Raw genomic sequence first — 15,777 nt, 5'->3', positions numbered from 1 at the left:
ACAGCCTTATGTTAGCCACTGTACTTATCGTTATTGTTGCGTTAATCCATCTCTATATTCTGGTGCTGGAGATGTTCCTGTGGAACACCAAAACCGGGCACAAGGCTTTCAATCTCACGCCCGATTTTGCGCGTGAAACCCGCGTACTGGCTGCGAATCAGGGGCTGTATAACGGTTTTCTGGCGGCGGGTCTGCTCTGGGGACTCTGGCTCGGAGAGCGCGGTGTCCCTGTGACCGTCTTTTTCCTGAGCTGCGTGCTACTTGCCGGAATTTTTGGCGCAGCGACTGCCAGTCGAAAAATCCTCTATGTTCAGGCTATGCCGGCTCTCGCTGCCTTACTTGCGCTGCTTATCTAATACTTTGGTCAACGTAATGCGTCCGCTATACTCGGTGCATCACCCGCTAAATGACAGACGAGAGACTGTTTATGAACAACGATATTCCGCTTAAATATTATGACATCGTCGATGAGTATTCGACGGAAACCGCTGAGCCAGTCAGTGAGTCAGAGCATGACGCGCTAGCGTACTATTTCCAGCTGCTGCTGACGCGGTTAACGAACAACGAGGAAATCAGCGAGGAAGCCCAGCAGGAAATGGCCAGTGAGGCGGGGATCCGCACGGTACGCATCGATGATATTGCGAATTTCCTTAATCAGTGGGGGAACGAGTAGCCCGCAAGGGCATTCTCATCGTAAGTTTCTTCGCCAGTTCACTGCGTGTCAGTGATTTTGAGAAGTACCACCCCTGGATCAGAGCGTCAGGATACCTGTCCGCAATAAAATGATACTGGGTTTCACTTTCCACCCCTTCGAAAACGAGCGTTTTGTTGAGCCTGGCAAGCGCATCGCAAAAAATAGCAAAAATATTCTGCTTATAATGTTCATTGATACCGTCCACCAGCGACTTATCGATTTTGATTTCGTCATATTCCAGCAGAGAGAGTCGGTCCAGGTTTGAGTTTTTCACGCCGAAATCGTCTATCGATATGCTCACCCCAAGTTTTTTCAGCTCCAGACAAAATCCTTCCAGAATATCCGCACTGGATACCGCTTTTTCTGAAAGTTCCACTTTTATCAAAGACAGGGGGATGTGATTAAATGCACATTCACGACGTAACGTCTGGATAAACTGTCCATCTTCAATCTCTGTTCGCCCAACGTTCAGCGAAATCATCAGCTGATGTTTAATGGCAAGCGGTGCGATCTCAGACAGCGATTTTTCAATAATATTAATATAATACTGTCGGTACAGCCCAATTTTCTTAATTAAAGGAATAAGCAGTTCCGGAGAAACATCGGTGCGATGATAATCGCGCCATCTCGACAGCACTTCTACCCCGACAATGCTTTTATCCTGGATACGTATAATCGGCTGGTAGTTAACGCTGATAGAATTGTTTTTTACCGCCTTAACCAGCGTTCGCTCCAGTGAGAAGCGATCTTCGTAAATGCGCATGAAAAACAAAGAGATTGCGGTCCAGATAAAACACAAAATAGTCGTCAGAAGAATAAACACCACAACGGGGAGCGAAGCCAGGCCCGCGTCGTAATGCTTCACCGTAACACATATGTCCCATCGCGTGCTGCACTGCGTCAGGGTCAGGGTAAAAAGCGCTGAATCTGGCCAGTGGTGTTTTATGACATCTGGCTTAACCGAGAAAAAAGTTCGGTCGAAATCTTTCGTCGTGGTACTCAGCGCATAGTTTGCCGTAACCGGCGTGAATTTATCGTAGGCATAACGCGAGGTGAAAATAATTACATTATTATAGATTGCCGCGTTGCCAGTGAAAAAATCTTTTCTCGAAAACTGCGCTAACAGAAAGCCTCTTGGTGTTTTATGGAGTTCTGTCGGTAGAGGGACTGGAGTGGCGAGCTTACCCCAAAAGGCAGTACAGACGACTTGCCCATTTTCAACAAAACCGATATCGGAAAAAAAGGGGCTGTCGAGTTTTAGCTTTCTGTAGCGATCAAGGCTGGTTTGATCGCAGCCTCGGGTTGTTACCTCTTTAAGGGCCAGCGCGATGCTTTCGGATAATCCTTCGGAATAGTGCAAAAGCGTCTGGGCGATCTCACGCTGTTTATCCTTCTGCTGGCTGATGATAACCGCATTCACCGCATACAGAGACAGAATGACCAGAATCGTTGATACGATAGCAACGGCAATGATTTTTTTCATTTTCCGGTTATCCTGTCAGCTCCCTGATGGGGTGAATCTTAACACAGCCGGGGCAGGGTACAAGCATGGTCCTCACGGGAGAGAGCGGCAGGCGCCAGGGGATCTCCGTAATAACCCTGACGCAAATTTTAGTGAAGCAAAATAATAACCGCTTCTTATTGTGCGCTTAAGTGCAATTTATTTTCCTCTTATCCTGACCTTTGTTACAGTGACACGAGTTGTCAGCCAGGGATGTCAGGCGTGATAAGGTGGAAAAGCTCGTGCATGTGAAAAATACTTTTTACACAACAACCATTACTGTCATCATTGTCTCGTTGATCATCTCGTTGTCGCTTGCGGTCCAAATTACCACGTCCAGACAGCAGTCAATTCAGCAAATTAATACCGGCGTTGCTAACCTGAGCCATACCCTGGATGTTTATACTGAGGGGATCATGCGTCAAAGCGAAATGCTGATCACCACCATTTCAGACATGATCGACATTTATGGTATGACCCCGGAACAGGCGACCAATATTCAGCGGATAATAGAAAACCAGGATAATCTTCTTAGCCAGATTAATAATGTGGTTATTTACGATGTCAATGGTGACATCTTTACGGCATTGTACGGACGTTTTTCCGGGCCGCGAAAAGGGGCTGACAGATCGTTTTTTATCTATCACAAGGAAAATAAAAGTCAGCAGATTTTTATTGGCCAGCCGGTCGTGAGCAGAACGAACGGGAAATGGGTGATTACGATCAGTCGACGGCTTGAAACGCAGACCGGAGACTTTAACGGCGTTGTCGTGGTGACGCTTGGAATCGAAAATTTTCTGGCACTGTACGGGCAGATTAATATTGGCCATGCTGGTGTCATTGGCCTCACGACACAATCCGGCGTGTTGCTGGTTCGCTATCCGTTTAAAAATAACTACATTGGCGCGATTGTTTCAGACTCACCCCTGTTCAGAGAATACCTGAAGGTACAAAATTCCGGGATTGCCAGCTCGGTTTCGCGGTTTGATAAAGTCGAACGCATCTTCGCTTTTGAGAAAAACAAACGTTACGGATTGGTTACCACCGTTGCAGTGAGTAAAGAAGAAGCACTTGCAGCCTGGCGTAAGCAGGCCATTCAGCTCGCCGTACTCATTCTTATTTTTACCGTGGCGCTTATCGTCGCGTCTTATTTTCTCTATTCGGATCTGTCCAGAAAAACCAGAGATAACAAAGAGCTCAAGATAATAGCCTCTGAAGATGCGCTGACGGGGCTTTTCAACCGCCGCACGTTTGATGAAAAAATTCTGTCTGAAATTGCCACATGTGCGGATAACGACACGCCTATTTCTATTCTCATTGTCGATGTCGATTATTTCAAAAAATACAATGATAACTACGGTCACCCAGAAGGGGACCGCTGCCTTACCCTGCTGGGGAATAGCCTCAGAGAGAGCCTCACCCGCAACAACCAGCTTGTGGCGCGATATGGCGGCGAAGAGTTTGCGCTGATCCTGCCAGACGCCGATATTCAGGAAGCCATCCGCCTGGCCCAGACGATCATTCGCAATGTATTTTCACTGCATATTGAGCATGCCTTTAGCCCCTTTGGACGGGTAACGGTCAGCGTCGGGGTGTCAACCGCACGTGCCGTTGACATTGCAGGCAGCCAGCAGAACATTATTATTGCGGCTGACCAGGCGCTCTATCAGGCAAAACGCGCAGGACGCAACCGCTATGCCTTTATCGCCGTGTAAGCGGGCAAAAAAATGCCCACTAAAGCGTGGGCAAAAATACTGGAAGCAATGTGAGCAATGTCGTACTGAATACCTGAGTGTCTAACTCAACTATTCAGTGTTGAGAAAGATAATCTTTCTCATCTTAAGTTGCAACCCCACATTTCGTGTGGTGCGGTTTTGGATACTAAATGCGCACTCTCTCGCTGTGATACTAATCACAAATTTCCTTTCCCGGATCCTGTGCTATCCTTTTTGTGTCGTTGATTTAATGACAAAAACCATACAGAGAGGAAAGTTATGGGAATTTTATCCTGGATTATCTTTGGGCTTATTGCGGGTATTCTGGCGAAGTGGATCATGCCGGGCAAAGATGGCGGTGGTTTTATCGTTACCGTGATACTGGGTATTGTCGGCGCGGTCGTCGGCGGCTGGATCAGTACGCTGTTCGGGTTTGGCAAAGTTGACGGTTTCAACTTCGGCAGTTTTGCTGTCGCCGTGATCGGCGCGCTGGTTGTTCTGTTTATCTACAGAAAAATCAAAAGCTAAGTTTGATAAGCGTTAAAAAAGGCTGCCAGATGGCGGCCTTTTTACGTTGCGGTGTTACCACCAGCCAAATTGCGTGCCAGCAACGGCGACGATGGCGACGAGCAGCATAATGAGGGTGGTTTTTCTCATTTATGCTCCCGGAGCCGCGTAACCACCGACAAAAAACCATGCTAAAAAAACCACCGCCGTTATAAAAATAACGACCGGGAAGAGGATCCCTATTCTCATGCCATCACCTGTTTTGGTTTTCAGAATGCCGTAGAGTGTACGGGGTTAATCCAAAACGTGAAAGCGTGTTTTGCCTTTACCCTTTTTATCCTGATACATCGCAACATCCGCGACGCGTAATGCGCTGTCCGGATCCATCCCGGCAGGATCAACTTCGACAACTCCCAGGCTTGCACCCGGGTAAACAATACTCACACTGCCCAACCCGTATTGGCCGGCAATCCGGTCGCGAAGCCGCGCCCTGAGCAGGTTAATCTGGCCCTCATCAGCCTGATTTTCCGCTTTACTCAGGCAGGCTACCAGGAACTCATCGCCCCCCAGGCGGCCGATAATCTCGTCTTCGGTCTTTTCATCTGACAGACGTTTGCCGACTTCAATGAGGAATTGATCGCCTGCTTCATGCCCGTACTGGTCGTTAATCCGTTTAAAATCATCCAGATCGATAAAAGCGATAATCACGTTGCGTTTAAGGTGGCGGCCTAAAGAAAACAGGGTATTGAGATCTTCAAAGATGGCGCGGCGGTTGGGTAAACCGGTGAGAACGTCGGTAAAGGAGTAGGCGATGAGCGCTGCATTCGCTTCTCGAAGTTGAGAAAGCAACGACTCTTTCTGAATATACTGGGCAATCAGCCCGGCAAAGAGTTTTAGCACGTGTTCGCCGCGTTCACTGAGCAGCTTCTTTTCCGTGCTGGTCGCACAGAGCGTGCCGTACAGGGAACCATCCGCCAGGTGAACCGGCACGCTCATGTACGTGGTAATACCGAGCGCTTTTGCGGCATCGCAATCCGCCCAGCGTTCAGGAACCTCGTTACTGAAAATGGTGTCACTGTCCAGAGCGCGTTTGCACAATGTATCGCCCCAGGGCACGCTTAGTCCCTCCGGGATCTGCATCTGCTTACTGTTTCGGGCATACAAAATATGCTGAAGACGGGCATTGATATCGACCTTCGTCAGGTAGGTCGACTCCATTTCGGTCACAAGTTCCAGCATCTCCAGCAACTGGCGAACGAGACTTTCAAGGGATTGTTCCGTGGTGAGCGTTTCTGACACTCGGGCCAGGATGATATCTGACATGACGTAGGTTGACTCCCATGCACAAGACGTCTGCATCTGCATGTTATGCTGAAAATTTCGACTTCAGCCATAGTAAAACATGAATGGTGAGAATTTTATATATCCACCAGAAGCAGGCAGGGGAGAAAAAGGCCCCGTTGTTGAGACCGGGGCAAAGACATCTTGATTACGGAATGATGTTCTCTGGTCATAAGGAGAACACGCCTCACTATAGTGTTGAAAAGTGCAGTTAAAATGGAGAAATGATGGAGAAAGCGACGGCGACCCGTTACCCTTATCTTCTGATGATGTAAAAAGGATCAACACGATGAGATTTCTGCTTTTGGCTCTCGCGCTACCCCTGGCGGCCTGTACCACAAAAACGTCTCCACCTGTTGCCCCACCGCCGCCGCATAGGGTGGGGATGGCTAACCCTGCCTCTGTCTATTGTCTGGAAAAAGGGGGAGAGCAGATCCCAATCCAGAGCCCGCAGGGCGTGCGTACGGAGTGTAAATTGCCCGGTGGCGAAGTGATCGACGAATGGGAGCTCTACCGCCGCGATCATCCGCAACCCGCCAGGTGACAGCAGGACAAAGATTGCGATACACTTCTCTTTAGGATTATTCTTAGCCAGTTTCTGGCCACCGTTATCGTGAGAGAAGTATGTTTCAGCTTAAACCGGGCAGCATGGCGTTGATCATTGGTGCCCGCACGGCCTCAGGCCGTCGCAATGTGGGTAAATCCGTTGAGTTGTTTAGCCTTTGCCAGCCCGGCCAGCGCTTTGTTAACCCGGTCAATGGCGTGATGACGCAGCTGCCTGCGACAGCGGATCGCGCGCTCTGGCTGGTGACGGGCGATGTCTACGCCTTTGATAATCAGCACGGTTTTGCGTTTGTGCGCGCCGAACATCTGCTGCCGCTCACGCCGGATGAGGCACCGCAAACCTTCGATGCGCTGACGGCCAGCTAATCACAAATGGCGCAGCCAGTCGGCTAAGACCATTGCGTGATTCTGTTCGGTATTTTTCGCGGCGTAGAGAAGGGTTAAGGTTTGCTGTCTGGCGAGGGTTGCAAGACGCAATCCTTCGTCTTTATGCTGCGCCAGCTCTTCCCGATACGCCTGGCTGAAGGCAGCGAAATCAATGGTTTCACTGTGAAAGGCCTTACGTAACCCGTCAGAAGGCGTAAGCGCTTTGCACCATTCATCATGCACAAGGTCTGCTTTTTTCACCCCTCGCGGCCACAGTCTGTCCACCAGCACCCGATAACCATCCTCCGGGGCTGCCTGTTCATAGACGCGCTTGCACTGAATCATCATTTCCCCCTCCCAATTTAAGGTATTGTGATTATTGCAGAAGATCGGTAGTCTGAGGTTCCTTATGTTATCTGATAATACTCTGGCATAAGGAACCTTTCATGGAACACCTCCCGGTTAAAACGACGCTGCGCATTGCGCTGGTTGGCGATTACAATCCCGATGTGATTGCGCACCAGGCGATCCCGCTGGCCATAGATGATGCTGCTGCAGTACTGGATCTCACCGCTGATTACGACTGGCTTGCGACGACGGAGCTGACCAGCCCTGAAGATCTGGTGGGTTACGATGCCATCTGGCTGGTTCCTGCAAGCCCCTACAAAAATACCGAAGCCGCCTTTATCGCTGCACGTTACGCGCGCGAAAACAGCATTCCATTTCTCGGCACCTGCGGCGGTTTTCAGCATGCATTGATTGAGTATGCGCGTAATGTGCTCGGCTGGAGCGATGCGGCGCACGCCGAAACGGACACCGAAGGCTCAATGGTGATTGCGCCGCTGACCTGCTCGCTGGTGGAAAAAACCGATGCGATTGAACTGCGTAACAACACGCTTATTGCGAAAGCCTACGGCAAGCCGGAAATTGAAGAGGGATATCACTGCAACTACGGCGTATCGCCGGAATTTGCGCAGGAGCTGGAGAGCGGTGATATGCGCGTGACGGGCTGGGACGAGCAGGGGGAAATCCGTGCCGCAGAGCTGGTTACCCATCCGTTCTTCGTGATTACCTTATTCCAGCACGAGCGTGCTGCGCTGGCGGGGCGTCCGGTGGTGTTAGTACAGGCGATGCTGCGTGCGGCACGGGGATAAATAACAGGCAGACCGTCAGGTCTGCCACTGTTTTTAGCGGGGCGTGATCTCCCGGTCGCGCCCGGCAAGCATGCCGCAGATGGCCATCACCACCGAGGCCAGCGCGCAGGCCAGAAGGGGGATCTGCCAGTCACCGGCGGTATCGTGAATTTTCCCCATCAGCGGAGGCCCGCAGGCGGCCAGCAGATAACCAATCGACTGCGCCATACCGGACAGTGCCGCCGCCTGATGGGCAGAGCTGGCGCGCAGGCCGATGAACGTCAGACCGAGGATCATCGTTGCTCCGGTGCCAAAGCCAAACACCAGCGTCCACACGACTGCCAAATCCGGTGCAAACCAGAAACCGGCCGCACTCACTGCGCACATCAGGGCTACGGCGCCGGCGATCCCGCGCTGATCGTTCAGGCGATGCAGGATCAGCGGTACGGCAAGGCCCGGAATGGCTGTGGCCAGCTGTAAGAGTCCGTGCATGGAGCCTGCCTGCGCTTCGCTGTAGCCGTGGCTGAGTAATATCGCGGGTAACCAGCCGATGATGACGTAGTAAATTAGCGAGTTAATGCCGAGAAAGAGCGTCACCTGCCAGGCGAGGGCAGAACGCCATATGGCGCGGTTGTGCAGCGCCCCTGCACCGGTCACCGTAGCGACCTGCTTCTGGCGCCACTGCGGCAGCCAGAGCAATAACGCCAGCAGGGGAAAGATCATCAGCATCAGCAGCGCGCCATGCCAGCCTGCGGCTCCCTGGGCGAGAGGAACAATCAGCGCCGAACCGAGCGCCGCCGAAACGCCCATCGTCAGGGAATAGGCCCCGGTAAGGCGGGCAACCTGGCCGGGAAAGTCGCGTTTGATTAAGCCCGGTAACAGCACATTCCCGAGCGCGATCCCGCAACCGATCACCGCCGTGCCGGTAAACAGCAGGGCCGCGGAGGGCAGAGAGCGCACGGCAATCCCGGCGCAGATCAGCAGCAGGGCGAGGAACAGGCTGCGCTCCATGCCGATACGCCGTGCTACGCCCGCGGCAAGCGGCGAGACAAGGGCAAACGCTAATAGTGGCAGGGTGGTTAGCAGGCCGGTTTGCGCGGTGGTTAATCCATATTCAAGGCGAATGGTATCGAGCAGCGGCGCTGCTCCGGTAAAGTTGACGCGAAGCGTCGTGGCAATCATCAGAATGCCGGCGATCAGCAGCGCGCCTTTGCGAGTAGCAGTAGTCATTGTTTTCTCATACGTTCAGGCGAGCGCACACAATACCGATTTTCGCCGTGGTTGAAATCAGGCTAAAATGACAGTTTATCGCTAATATCGGACAACCTGATGAACGGTCTGGGACTCGACGGCTACGATCCTGATAGCCAATTCGATGCCGCGGTCGCGTTTCGCATCCGCGTGGTAGCGCAGGAGCAATATATTCCGCTCCATCAGCACCGCAAAGGGCAGCTGATTCTGGCGCTGGGTGGTGCAATCACCTGTGAGGTAGAAAATGCCATGCTGATGGTTCCGCCCCAGTATGCCGTGTGGATCCCCGGGCAGATGCCCCACAGCAACAGGGCCACGCCAGGCGCGCAGCTCTGCTTTTTGTTTATTGAACCGGGTGCCGTCAGTCTGCCGGACCGGTGCTGTACCCTGAAAATATCGCCGCTGGTGCGGGAGCTGATTCTGTCGCTGGCGGGAAAAACGCGTGAGCAACTGCCGCTTGCCACCACCTCGCGTCTGGTGGATGTGCTGTTTGATGAACTGCCGCTCCAGCGACAGGAGCATTTACAGCTGCCTGTTTCCCCTCATCCTAAAATTCGGTTGATGAGCGAAAAGATGGCGGAAGAGCCCGCCGCGTGGCAGACGCTGGCGCAATGGGCGAACCACTTTGCCATGAGTGAGCGCAACCTGGCGCGGCTGGTGGTCAAAGAGACGGGCTTAAGCTTTCGCCGCTGGCGCCATCAGCTGCAGTTGATTGTGGCGTTACAGCTGCTGATTGGCGGGAAGTCAGTTCAGCAGGTGGGGCAGTCACTTGGTTATGACTCCACCACCGCCTTTATTACGATGTTTAAAAAGGGGCTGGGGCAAACGCCCGCGCGCTATATTGCCAGCCTGACTACGACTTCCCAATAAACAGCGAAACCAGCCCGGCGGCAATGAGCGGGCCCACCGGAACGCCGCGAAAGAGCGCCACGCCAAGCACCGTTCCCACCAGCAGGCCAGCCACCAGCGAGGGCTGGCTGCTCATCAACGTGACGCCGCGACCACCCAGCCATGACACGAAAATCCCCACCGCGATAGCCACCAGTGATTTCCAGTTAACAAACGAGTGCAGCAGCGTTGTGGCCGGAAGCGTGCCGCTGGCAATGGGGGGCCATCACCCCAATGGTCAAAATGATTATCCCGATCGTCAGGCCTTGTTTTTCTATCCACGGGAAAAAAGTGTTTAACGGGGTGACGCGCACAATGATCAACACCAGGATCGAGATGGCGACGGTGGTGTTATGGCTGATAAAGCCGAGTGCAGCGAGTGCCAGTAGAATAAGCAGAGTAGGGTCAAACATGAGGAGTCCTTGCCAGAATAGTAAGCCTGCTTACTTTACGCGGAAAAACGGCTGACGACAGTGTTTTAAAAAAATAGGAGATTGTCATATCCGTGTCATTTGCAGGGGATAAAACGGCATCAGGCATCGCAAAGGGTCGCTAAGATGAACGATCACATGTTTGTTGAAACGCTGATTATCTCCTCATCGTTTTTCGCTATTGCGGTGATTTTGATCGCATCAGTTCTGTTTCTGGAAAAGAGAGGCTGACAGAGGCGTCAGCCAACACGGTCACGCTTTACGAAACGTCACCAGTTCAGGGCGGGCAATGCGCAGATAATCCTGGGTATCCATAATCACGGATTTTTCCAGCAGACCGGCATTGAACGCGATTTCGTCAAAACGCTCGAACAGGAGCGGGTCGGCGACCAGCGTCAGATCCGGATGGAAGCTAAACGGTGGGATAGCGCCAAACACGCAGGCGGTCAGATGATCGACTTCGGCCGGGCTTGCGAGAGAGGCTTTTAAGCCGCCGAAATGGCTGGCAAGCTGGCTCAGGTCGGCCTGCTGGTCAGCGGCCAGGATCGCCAGAACGTGTTTTTTTACGCCGTTTCCCTTCACTTTGCAGACCAGCGCTTTTGCGCCTTGCCCCAGATCGGTTCCGCGGATTTCGCTTACCGCTTCGCATTTTCCTACGGCCTCGTGCTCCATCACGCGAAAGCGCGCACCTTGCTGCGTTAACAGCGAAATGAGTTGCTGGTGGGTAGCCGTACCCTTAACCTCATCAGACATAGTCAGTTTACCTGTTATCTGCCAATACGCAGTTTCCAACAGTAACACAGATCTTTTTGCGAAGGGGATGGACGAAGGGGAAAGAAAACAGCCAGCGTGTCGCTGGCTGTGGGGTCAGGCATTGCTGGTGGCCGATTGCTTGTGGAACAGCTCCCTGAACACCGGATAGATATCATCCTGGTCACGGATGTGTTGCATGGCGAAATTTTCGAACATCGATTGCAGATGTTCATATTCACGCCACAGCGTCTGGTGAGCACGACGCGTGATTTCGATATAGCTGTAGTAACGCACCACCGGCAAAATTTTCTTCGCCAGAATGTCGTGACACAGCGGCGAATCATCCGCCCAGTTGTCGCCATCCGACGCCTGCGCAGCATAGATGTTCCACTGAGCCGGATCGTAACGCTCTTTCACCACCTCATCCATCAGCTTTAGGGCGCTCGATACGATGGTGCCGCCGGTCTCCTGCGAGTAGAAGAACTCGTGTTCATCCACCTCTTTGGCCTGGGTGTGGTGGCGGATATAAACCACTTCCACGTTCTTATAGGTTCTGCTCAGGAACAGATAGAGCAGAATGTAAAAACGCTTCGCCATATCCTTGGTGGCCTGGTCCATTGAACCGGAGACGTCCATCAGACAGAACATGACAGCCTGGCTCGAAGGCTCCGGCCGTTTTTCGTAGTTTTTATAGCGCAGGTCAAAGGTATCAATAAACGGTACCCGCTCAATCTTCGCCCTCAGCTCGGCAATCTCTTTACGCAGGCGCTCTTCTTCCAGCAGTTGCGCCGGTTCTGTGTTTTCTACCACCTTCAGGCTGCTTTCCAGTTCGCGCAGCTCCCGCCGTTTACCGGCCGTCATGGCCGTGCGCCGCGCCAGCGAGTTCTGCAGCGAACGAACGACGCTGATATTGGCCGGTACGCCGTTCGCGGTATAACCCGCGCGATGGGTTTTGTATTCGTTAAGCTGACGGTGCTGGTTCTTTTTCAGATTAGGCAGCGCCAGATCCTCAAAGAGCAGGTCGAGATACTCATCTTTTGAGATCTGAAAGACGAATTCATCCTGACCTTCACCATCCTGGCTGGCCTGTCCTTGACCGCTTCCAGAACCGCCGCCGCCTCCTTGTGGGCGCTCGATTCTGTCGTTCTGAACGAAGTGGTCATTACCTGGGTGTACGCGATGGCGCAGGCCGCCACGCCCCTGATGAAACATCGGTTCGCTGATGTCATCGGTGGGGATGGAGACAGACTCGCCGCTGTCGACGTCGGTTACCGAGCGTTTGTTGATGGCCTCGGAGATCGACTGTTTAATTTGCGCTTTGTAACGGCGCAAGAAGCGCTGGCGATTCACCATGCTCTTGTTTTTGCCGTTCAGACGCCGGTCAATAAACCAGGTCATATACCCCCCGTACTGCATTTGCCAACTTGCATTTTGTCGGCCCGGTGAGCGTTAAACGCTACCGGGCACTTGTTTTAAGACGATTTCCGTACGCGCAGATACCATTCGCACAGCAAACGAACCTGTTTGCGGGTGTAGCCTTTTTCCATCATACGGTCGACAAAATCGTCGTGTTTTTTCTGCTCGTCAGTTGAGGTTTTGGTGTTAAACGAAATGACGGGTAACAGCTCCTCGGTATTAGAGAACATTTTCTTCTCGATGACCGTGCGCAGTTTCTCGTAGCTGGTCCAGTTCGGATTACGACCGTTGTTATGCGCTCTGGCACGCAGTACGAAGTTCACAATCTCGTTACGGAAGTCTTTCGGGTTGCTGATCCCGGCAGGCTTCTCAATTTTTTCCAGCTCCGCGTTCAGGGATTCACGGTCAAACAGCTGTCCGGTATCCGGGTCGCGGTACTCCTGATCCTGGATCCAGAAGTCAGCATAGGTGACGTAACGGTCAAAGATGTTCTGCCCGTATTCTGAATAGGATTCCAGGTAGGCCGTCTGGATCTCTTTGCCAATGAACTCGGCATATTTCGGGATCAGATAACCTTTCAGGAACTCAAGGTAACGTTCCGCCTGCTCCTGTGGGAACTGCTCGCGTTCAATCTGCTGCTCCAGCACATAGAACAGGTGGACCGGGTTGGCCGCCACTTCCGCATGGTCGAAGTTAAACACGCGGGAGAGGATCTTAAACGCGAAACGCGTGGACAGACCGTTCATGCCCTCGTCGACACCCGCGTAATCGCGGTACTCCTGATACGACTTCGCTTTCGGGTCGGTATCTTTCAGGCTTTCCCCGTCATACACGCGCATTTTGGAGTAGATGCTGGAGTTTTCCGGCTCTTTCAGACGCGACAGGATGGAGAAGCGCGACAGCGTTTCCAGCGTGCCCGGTGCGCATGGCGCATGCATCAGCTCACTGTGGTTAAGCAGTTTTTCGTAAATTTTGATCTCTTCGGAGATCCGCAGGCAATAAGGCACTTTGACGATGTACACACGGTCAAGGAACGCCTCATTGTTTTTGTTATTACGGAAGGAGACCCACTCTGATTCGTTCGAGTGCGCCAGGATGATGCCGTTGAACGGCAGGGCAGAGATACCTTCCGTCCCGTTGTAGTTCCCCTCCTGGGTGGCCGTCAGCAGCGGATGCAGCACTTTTATGGGTGCTTTAAACATCTCGACGAATTCCATAATGCCCTGGTTTGCCCGGCACAGTGCGCCAGAGTAGCCGTAGGCATCCGGGTCATTCTGGGCGTAGTTTTCCAGCTTACGGATATCGACTTTCCCGACCAGCGCCGAGATGTCCTGGTTGTTCTCATCACCCGGTTCCGTTTTGGCGATGGCGATCTGCTCCAGAATGGATGGCCACACTTTCACGACGCGGAATTTGGTGATATCGCCACCAAACTCATGCAGGCGTTTCGCCGCCCACGGCGACATGATGGTGCCGAGATAACGACGCGGAATGCCGTACTCTTTATCCAGAATTTGCGCATCTTCCTGCGGGTTAAACAGGCACAGCGGATGGTCGTTCACCGGGCTGCGTTCACCGTTGGCGCTCAGCACATAGATAGGCACGCGCTGCATCAGCGATTTCAGCCGTTCAGCCAGCGACGATTTACCGCCACCCACCGGGCCGAGTAAATAGAGGATCTGTTTCTTCTCTTCCAGACCCTGAGCAGCATGCTTCAGGTAGGAGACGATTTGCTCGATGGCATCTTCCATGCCATAGAACTCTTCAAACGCCGGGTATCGGGCGACCACCCGATTCGAAAAGAGACGGGAAAGCCGTGGTTCCTGGGCAGTATCAACCATGTTTGGCTCACCAATAGCCATCAATAGCCGTTCTGCCGCGTTGGCATAGGCACTGCGATCTTGCCGACAGATGGTAAGAAACTCCTGCAGTGTGAACTCTTCGTCCTTGGCAGCTTCATAGCGCTGGCGATAGTGATCGAATATATTCATGGCATGCCGTCCTTTCGTTTTTTAGCACAGGATAAGAGCCGTTCGTATGAGTAGTGGAGGCTCCCGGAAGAGAATCTCTCGCACCTCACTGCCAGAGCAGCAACCTGTGTGCCAGGTCAGACGCTAAGAACCGCGGGGCGTGCAGGAAAACTCTTCTTAAATTAAAGCGTAGATGGCATTTGCAAAACTTGCATGCTGATAAAATCTAATTTCAATGACATATCAATAACTCATCCAAAAATATCCATTGCCGTTATATGTCATACGGGCATTTTTCACCCTGCGGTCACAGAAGTGAAAACGGCCTGTCATCTGAAAAATGAAAAATAACGGGTTAATCAAACTGATTAGCAGGCAAAAAATTTGGGGAAGTACGGGTCTGGCGGTTACACTTCTCCCGCTGATTATTTGACTACAGGAAAGAATGGATTGTGACCAAACTCAAACTTCTGGCATTGGGCGTACTCGCCGCGACCGCAGTTAGCACCGCACAGGCGGAAAGCCAGTGGACGGTAGGTGCGGGCGTTGGCGTCATTAACAGCCCGTATAAACAGTATGATCGTGATGTTTATCCCGTTCCGGTTGTCACCTATGAAGGCGATAACTTCTGGTTCCGTGGACTGGGCGGCGGCTACTATCTGTGGAACGATACGGCCGATAAGCTCTCCATTATGGCCTACTACGATCCGACGCACTTCAAACCGGGTGACAGCGACAGCCACGCCCTGCGTCGACTCGACAAGCGTAAGAGCACCATGATGGCGGGTCTCTCTTATGTGCATAACACCGAGTATGGCTTCCTGCGTACCGCGCTGGCGGGAGACACGCTGGATAACAGCAACGGCTTTATCTGGGATCTGGCCTGGCTCTATCGCTACACGAACGGTGCGTTAACGCTGACGCCAGGTATTGGTGTGCAGTACAACAGTGAGAACTACAACGACTACTACTATGGCGTCTCTAAGAATGAGTCCCGTCGTAGCGGTCTGAAGAGTTACAGCGCAGATGATGGCTGGGATCCGTACCTGGAGCTGACCGCGAGCTACAACTTCCTGGGTGACTGGAACGTATACGGTACTGGCCGTTACGAGCGTCTGAGCGACGAAGTGAAAGACAGCCCAATGGTCGACAAGTCCTGGGCGGGTATTTTCTCTGTCGGTGTGACCTACAAGTTCTGATTGTGCATTAAAACAGTGCATGCTTTGCATTATAATGGGGCGCTTGCG

At 52.5% G+C, this 15,777-nt stretch carries 19 protein-coding genes and 1 pseudogene; 10 read left to right on the top strand and 10 right to left on the bottom strand.

Annotated elements, in window-relative coordinates; genetic code table 11:
* Positions 1-8 precede the first annotated feature (8 nt).
* Both VF709_RS07170 and VF709_RS07165 read left to right on the top strand, forming a co-directional pair.
* On the top strand, positions 9-356 hold the full coding sequence (locus tag VF709_RS07170) for a DUF1304 domain-containing protein (protein WP_029881988.1): 348 nt from the start codon (positions 9-11) through the stop codon (positions 354-356).
* 71 nt (positions 357-427) lie between these two features.
* On the top strand, positions 428-673 hold the full coding sequence (locus VF709_RS07165; protein WP_013097073.1) for a YmjA family protein: 246 nt from the start codon (positions 428-430) through the stop codon (positions 671-673).
* On the opposite strand, the gene VF709_RS07160 is transcribed toward VF709_RS07165, so the two are convergent.
* On the bottom strand, positions 651-2,177 hold the full coding sequence (locus VF709_RS07160) for an EAL domain-containing protein (protein WP_440231191.1): 1,527 nt from the start codon (positions 2,175-2,177) through the stop codon (positions 651-653). The genes VF709_RS07165 and VF709_RS07160 overlap by 23 nt on opposite strands.
* A gap of 248 nt (positions 2,178-2,425) precedes the next feature.
* Here VF709_RS07160 and VF709_RS07155 point away from each other — a divergent pair, with 248 nt between their 5' ends.
* The gene (locus tag VF709_RS07155; RefSeq protein ID WP_045295800.1) at positions 2,426-3,910 is read left to right on the top strand and encodes a sensor domain-containing diguanylate cyclase; all 1,485 of its coding nucleotides are present in this window, start codon (positions 2,426-2,428) and stop codon (positions 3,908-3,910) included.
* 279 nt (positions 3,911-4,189) lie between these two features.
* Positions 4,190-4,438 (top strand): GlsB/YeaQ/YmgE family stress response membrane protein, encoded by a 249-nt coding sequence (locus VF709_RS07150; protein WP_008500746.1) that lies wholly within the window; start codon positions 4,190-4,192, stop codon positions 4,436-4,438.
* Between the two features lie 54 nt (positions 4,439-4,492).
* Here the strand turns inward: VF709_RS07150 and yoaJ are convergent, their stop codons facing one another.
* From yoaJ to VF709_RS07135, 3 genes are read right to left on the bottom strand one after another with little or no spacing between them, the layout of a single operon-like run.
* Positions 4,493-4,567 (bottom strand): protein YoaJ, encoded by a 75-nt coding sequence (gene yoaJ / locus VF709_RS07145; RefSeq protein WP_071830143.1) that lies wholly within the window; start codon positions 4,565-4,567, stop codon positions 4,493-4,495.
* A complete protein-coding gene (locus VF709_RS07140; RefSeq protein WP_014883431.1) occupies positions 4,568-4,666 on the bottom strand; it encodes a YoaK family small membrane protein in 99 nt (32 codons plus the stop codon). It lies immediately after the preceding gene.
* 45 nt (positions 4,667-4,711) lie between these two features.
* Positions 4,712-5,740, bottom strand: a complete 1,029-nt coding sequence (locus VF709_RS07135) for a sensor domain-containing diguanylate cyclase (RefSeq protein ID WP_029881992.1) — start codon at positions 5,738-5,740, stop codon at positions 4,712-4,714.
* Between the two features lie 307 nt (positions 5,741-6,047).
* Here VF709_RS07135 and VF709_RS07130 point away from each other — a divergent pair, with 307 nt between their 5' ends.
* On the top strand, positions 6,048-6,302 hold the full coding sequence (locus tag VF709_RS07130; protein WP_038979863.1) for a putative hemolysin: 255 nt from the start codon (positions 6,048-6,050) through the stop codon (positions 6,300-6,302).
* Between the two features lie 80 nt (positions 6,303-6,382).
* Positions 6,383-6,688, top strand: a complete 306-nt coding sequence (locus VF709_RS07125; RefSeq protein ID WP_114518682.1) for a hypothetical protein — start codon at positions 6,383-6,385, stop codon at positions 6,686-6,688.
* On the opposite strand, the gene VF709_RS07120 is transcribed toward VF709_RS07125, so the two are convergent.
* Positions 6,689-7,033, bottom strand: a complete 345-nt coding sequence (locus VF709_RS07120; protein ID WP_058679138.1) for a DUF488 domain-containing protein — start codon at positions 7,031-7,033, stop codon at positions 6,689-6,691.
* 101 nt (positions 7,034-7,134) lie between these two features.
* On the opposite strand from VF709_RS07120, the gene VF709_RS07115 reads away from it, so the two are divergent.
* Entirely contained in the window at positions 7,135-7,842 is a 708-nt protein-coding gene (locus tag VF709_RS07115; protein ID WP_014831497.1) for a CTP synthase C-terminal region-related (seleno)protein, read from the top strand.
* Positions 7,843-7,875: 33 nt separating this feature from the next.
* Here VF709_RS07115 and VF709_RS07110 read toward each other — a convergent pair whose 3' ends face one another.
* Complete coding sequence (locus VF709_RS07110) at positions 7,876-9,051, bottom strand: CynX/NimT family MFS transporter (RefSeq protein WP_114518684.1); 1,176 nt, start codon at positions 9,049-9,051, stop codon at positions 7,876-7,878.
* A gap of 99 nt (positions 9,052-9,150) precedes the next feature.
* Here VF709_RS07110 and VF709_RS07105 point away from each other — a divergent pair, with 99 nt between their 5' ends.
* Positions 9,151-9,942, top strand: a complete 792-nt coding sequence (locus VF709_RS07105; protein WP_149896477.1) for an AraC family transcriptional regulator — start codon at positions 9,151-9,153, stop codon at positions 9,940-9,942.
* On the opposite strand, the pseudogene VF709_RS07100 reads toward VF709_RS07105, so the two are convergent.
* Positions 9,926-10,373: pseudogene (locus VF709_RS07100) on the bottom strand (DUF441 domain-containing protein). The gene VF709_RS07105 and the pseudogene VF709_RS07100 overlap by 17 nt on opposite strands.
* A 144-nt stretch (positions 10,374-10,517) precedes the next feature.
* Between VF709_RS07100 and yoaI the strand changes: the two are divergent.
* A complete protein-coding gene (gene yoaI / locus VF709_RS07095; RefSeq protein ID WP_020690334.1) occupies positions 10,518-10,622 on the top strand; it encodes a small membrane protein YoaI in 105 nt (34 codons plus the stop codon).
* Between the two features lie 21 nt (positions 10,623-10,643).
* Here yoaI and VF709_RS07090 read toward each other — a convergent pair whose 3' ends face one another.
* From VF709_RS07090 to yeaG, 3 genes are all read right to left on the bottom strand, one after another.
* Positions 10,644-11,144 (bottom strand): YbaK/prolyl-tRNA synthetase associated domain-containing protein, encoded by a 501-nt coding sequence (locus VF709_RS07090; RefSeq protein ID WP_013097062.1) that lies wholly within the window; start codon positions 11,142-11,144, stop codon positions 10,644-10,646.
* A 114-nt stretch (positions 11,145-11,258) separates the two neighbouring features.
* Entirely contained in the window at positions 11,259-12,542 is a 1,284-nt protein-coding gene (locus VF709_RS07085; protein ID WP_013097061.1) for a YeaH/YhbH family protein, read from the bottom strand.
* A gap of 74 nt (positions 12,543-12,616) precedes the next feature.
* Positions 12,617-14,551: a protein kinase YeaG gene (gene yeaG, locus VF709_RS07080; protein WP_013097060.1), complete on the bottom strand. Its 1,935-nt coding sequence runs from the start codon at positions 14,549-14,551 to the stop codon at positions 12,617-12,619.
* 431 nt (positions 14,552-14,982) lie between these two features.
* Here yeaG and VF709_RS07075 point away from each other — a divergent pair, with 431 nt between their 5' ends.
* A complete protein-coding gene (locus VF709_RS07075) occupies positions 14,983-15,729 on the top strand; it encodes a MipA/OmpV family protein (RefSeq protein ID WP_013097055.1) in 747 nt (248 codons plus the stop codon).
* Positions 15,730-15,777 lie beyond the last annotated feature (48 nt).

This window comes from Enterobacter sp. Lyrl_3, from assembly GCF_051948675.1.
Lineage (GTDB): Bacteria > Pseudomonadota > Gammaproteobacteria > Enterobacterales > Enterobacteriaceae > Enterobacter > Enterobacter cloacae.
This window is presented reverse-complemented; position numbering and strand designations above follow the sequence as displayed.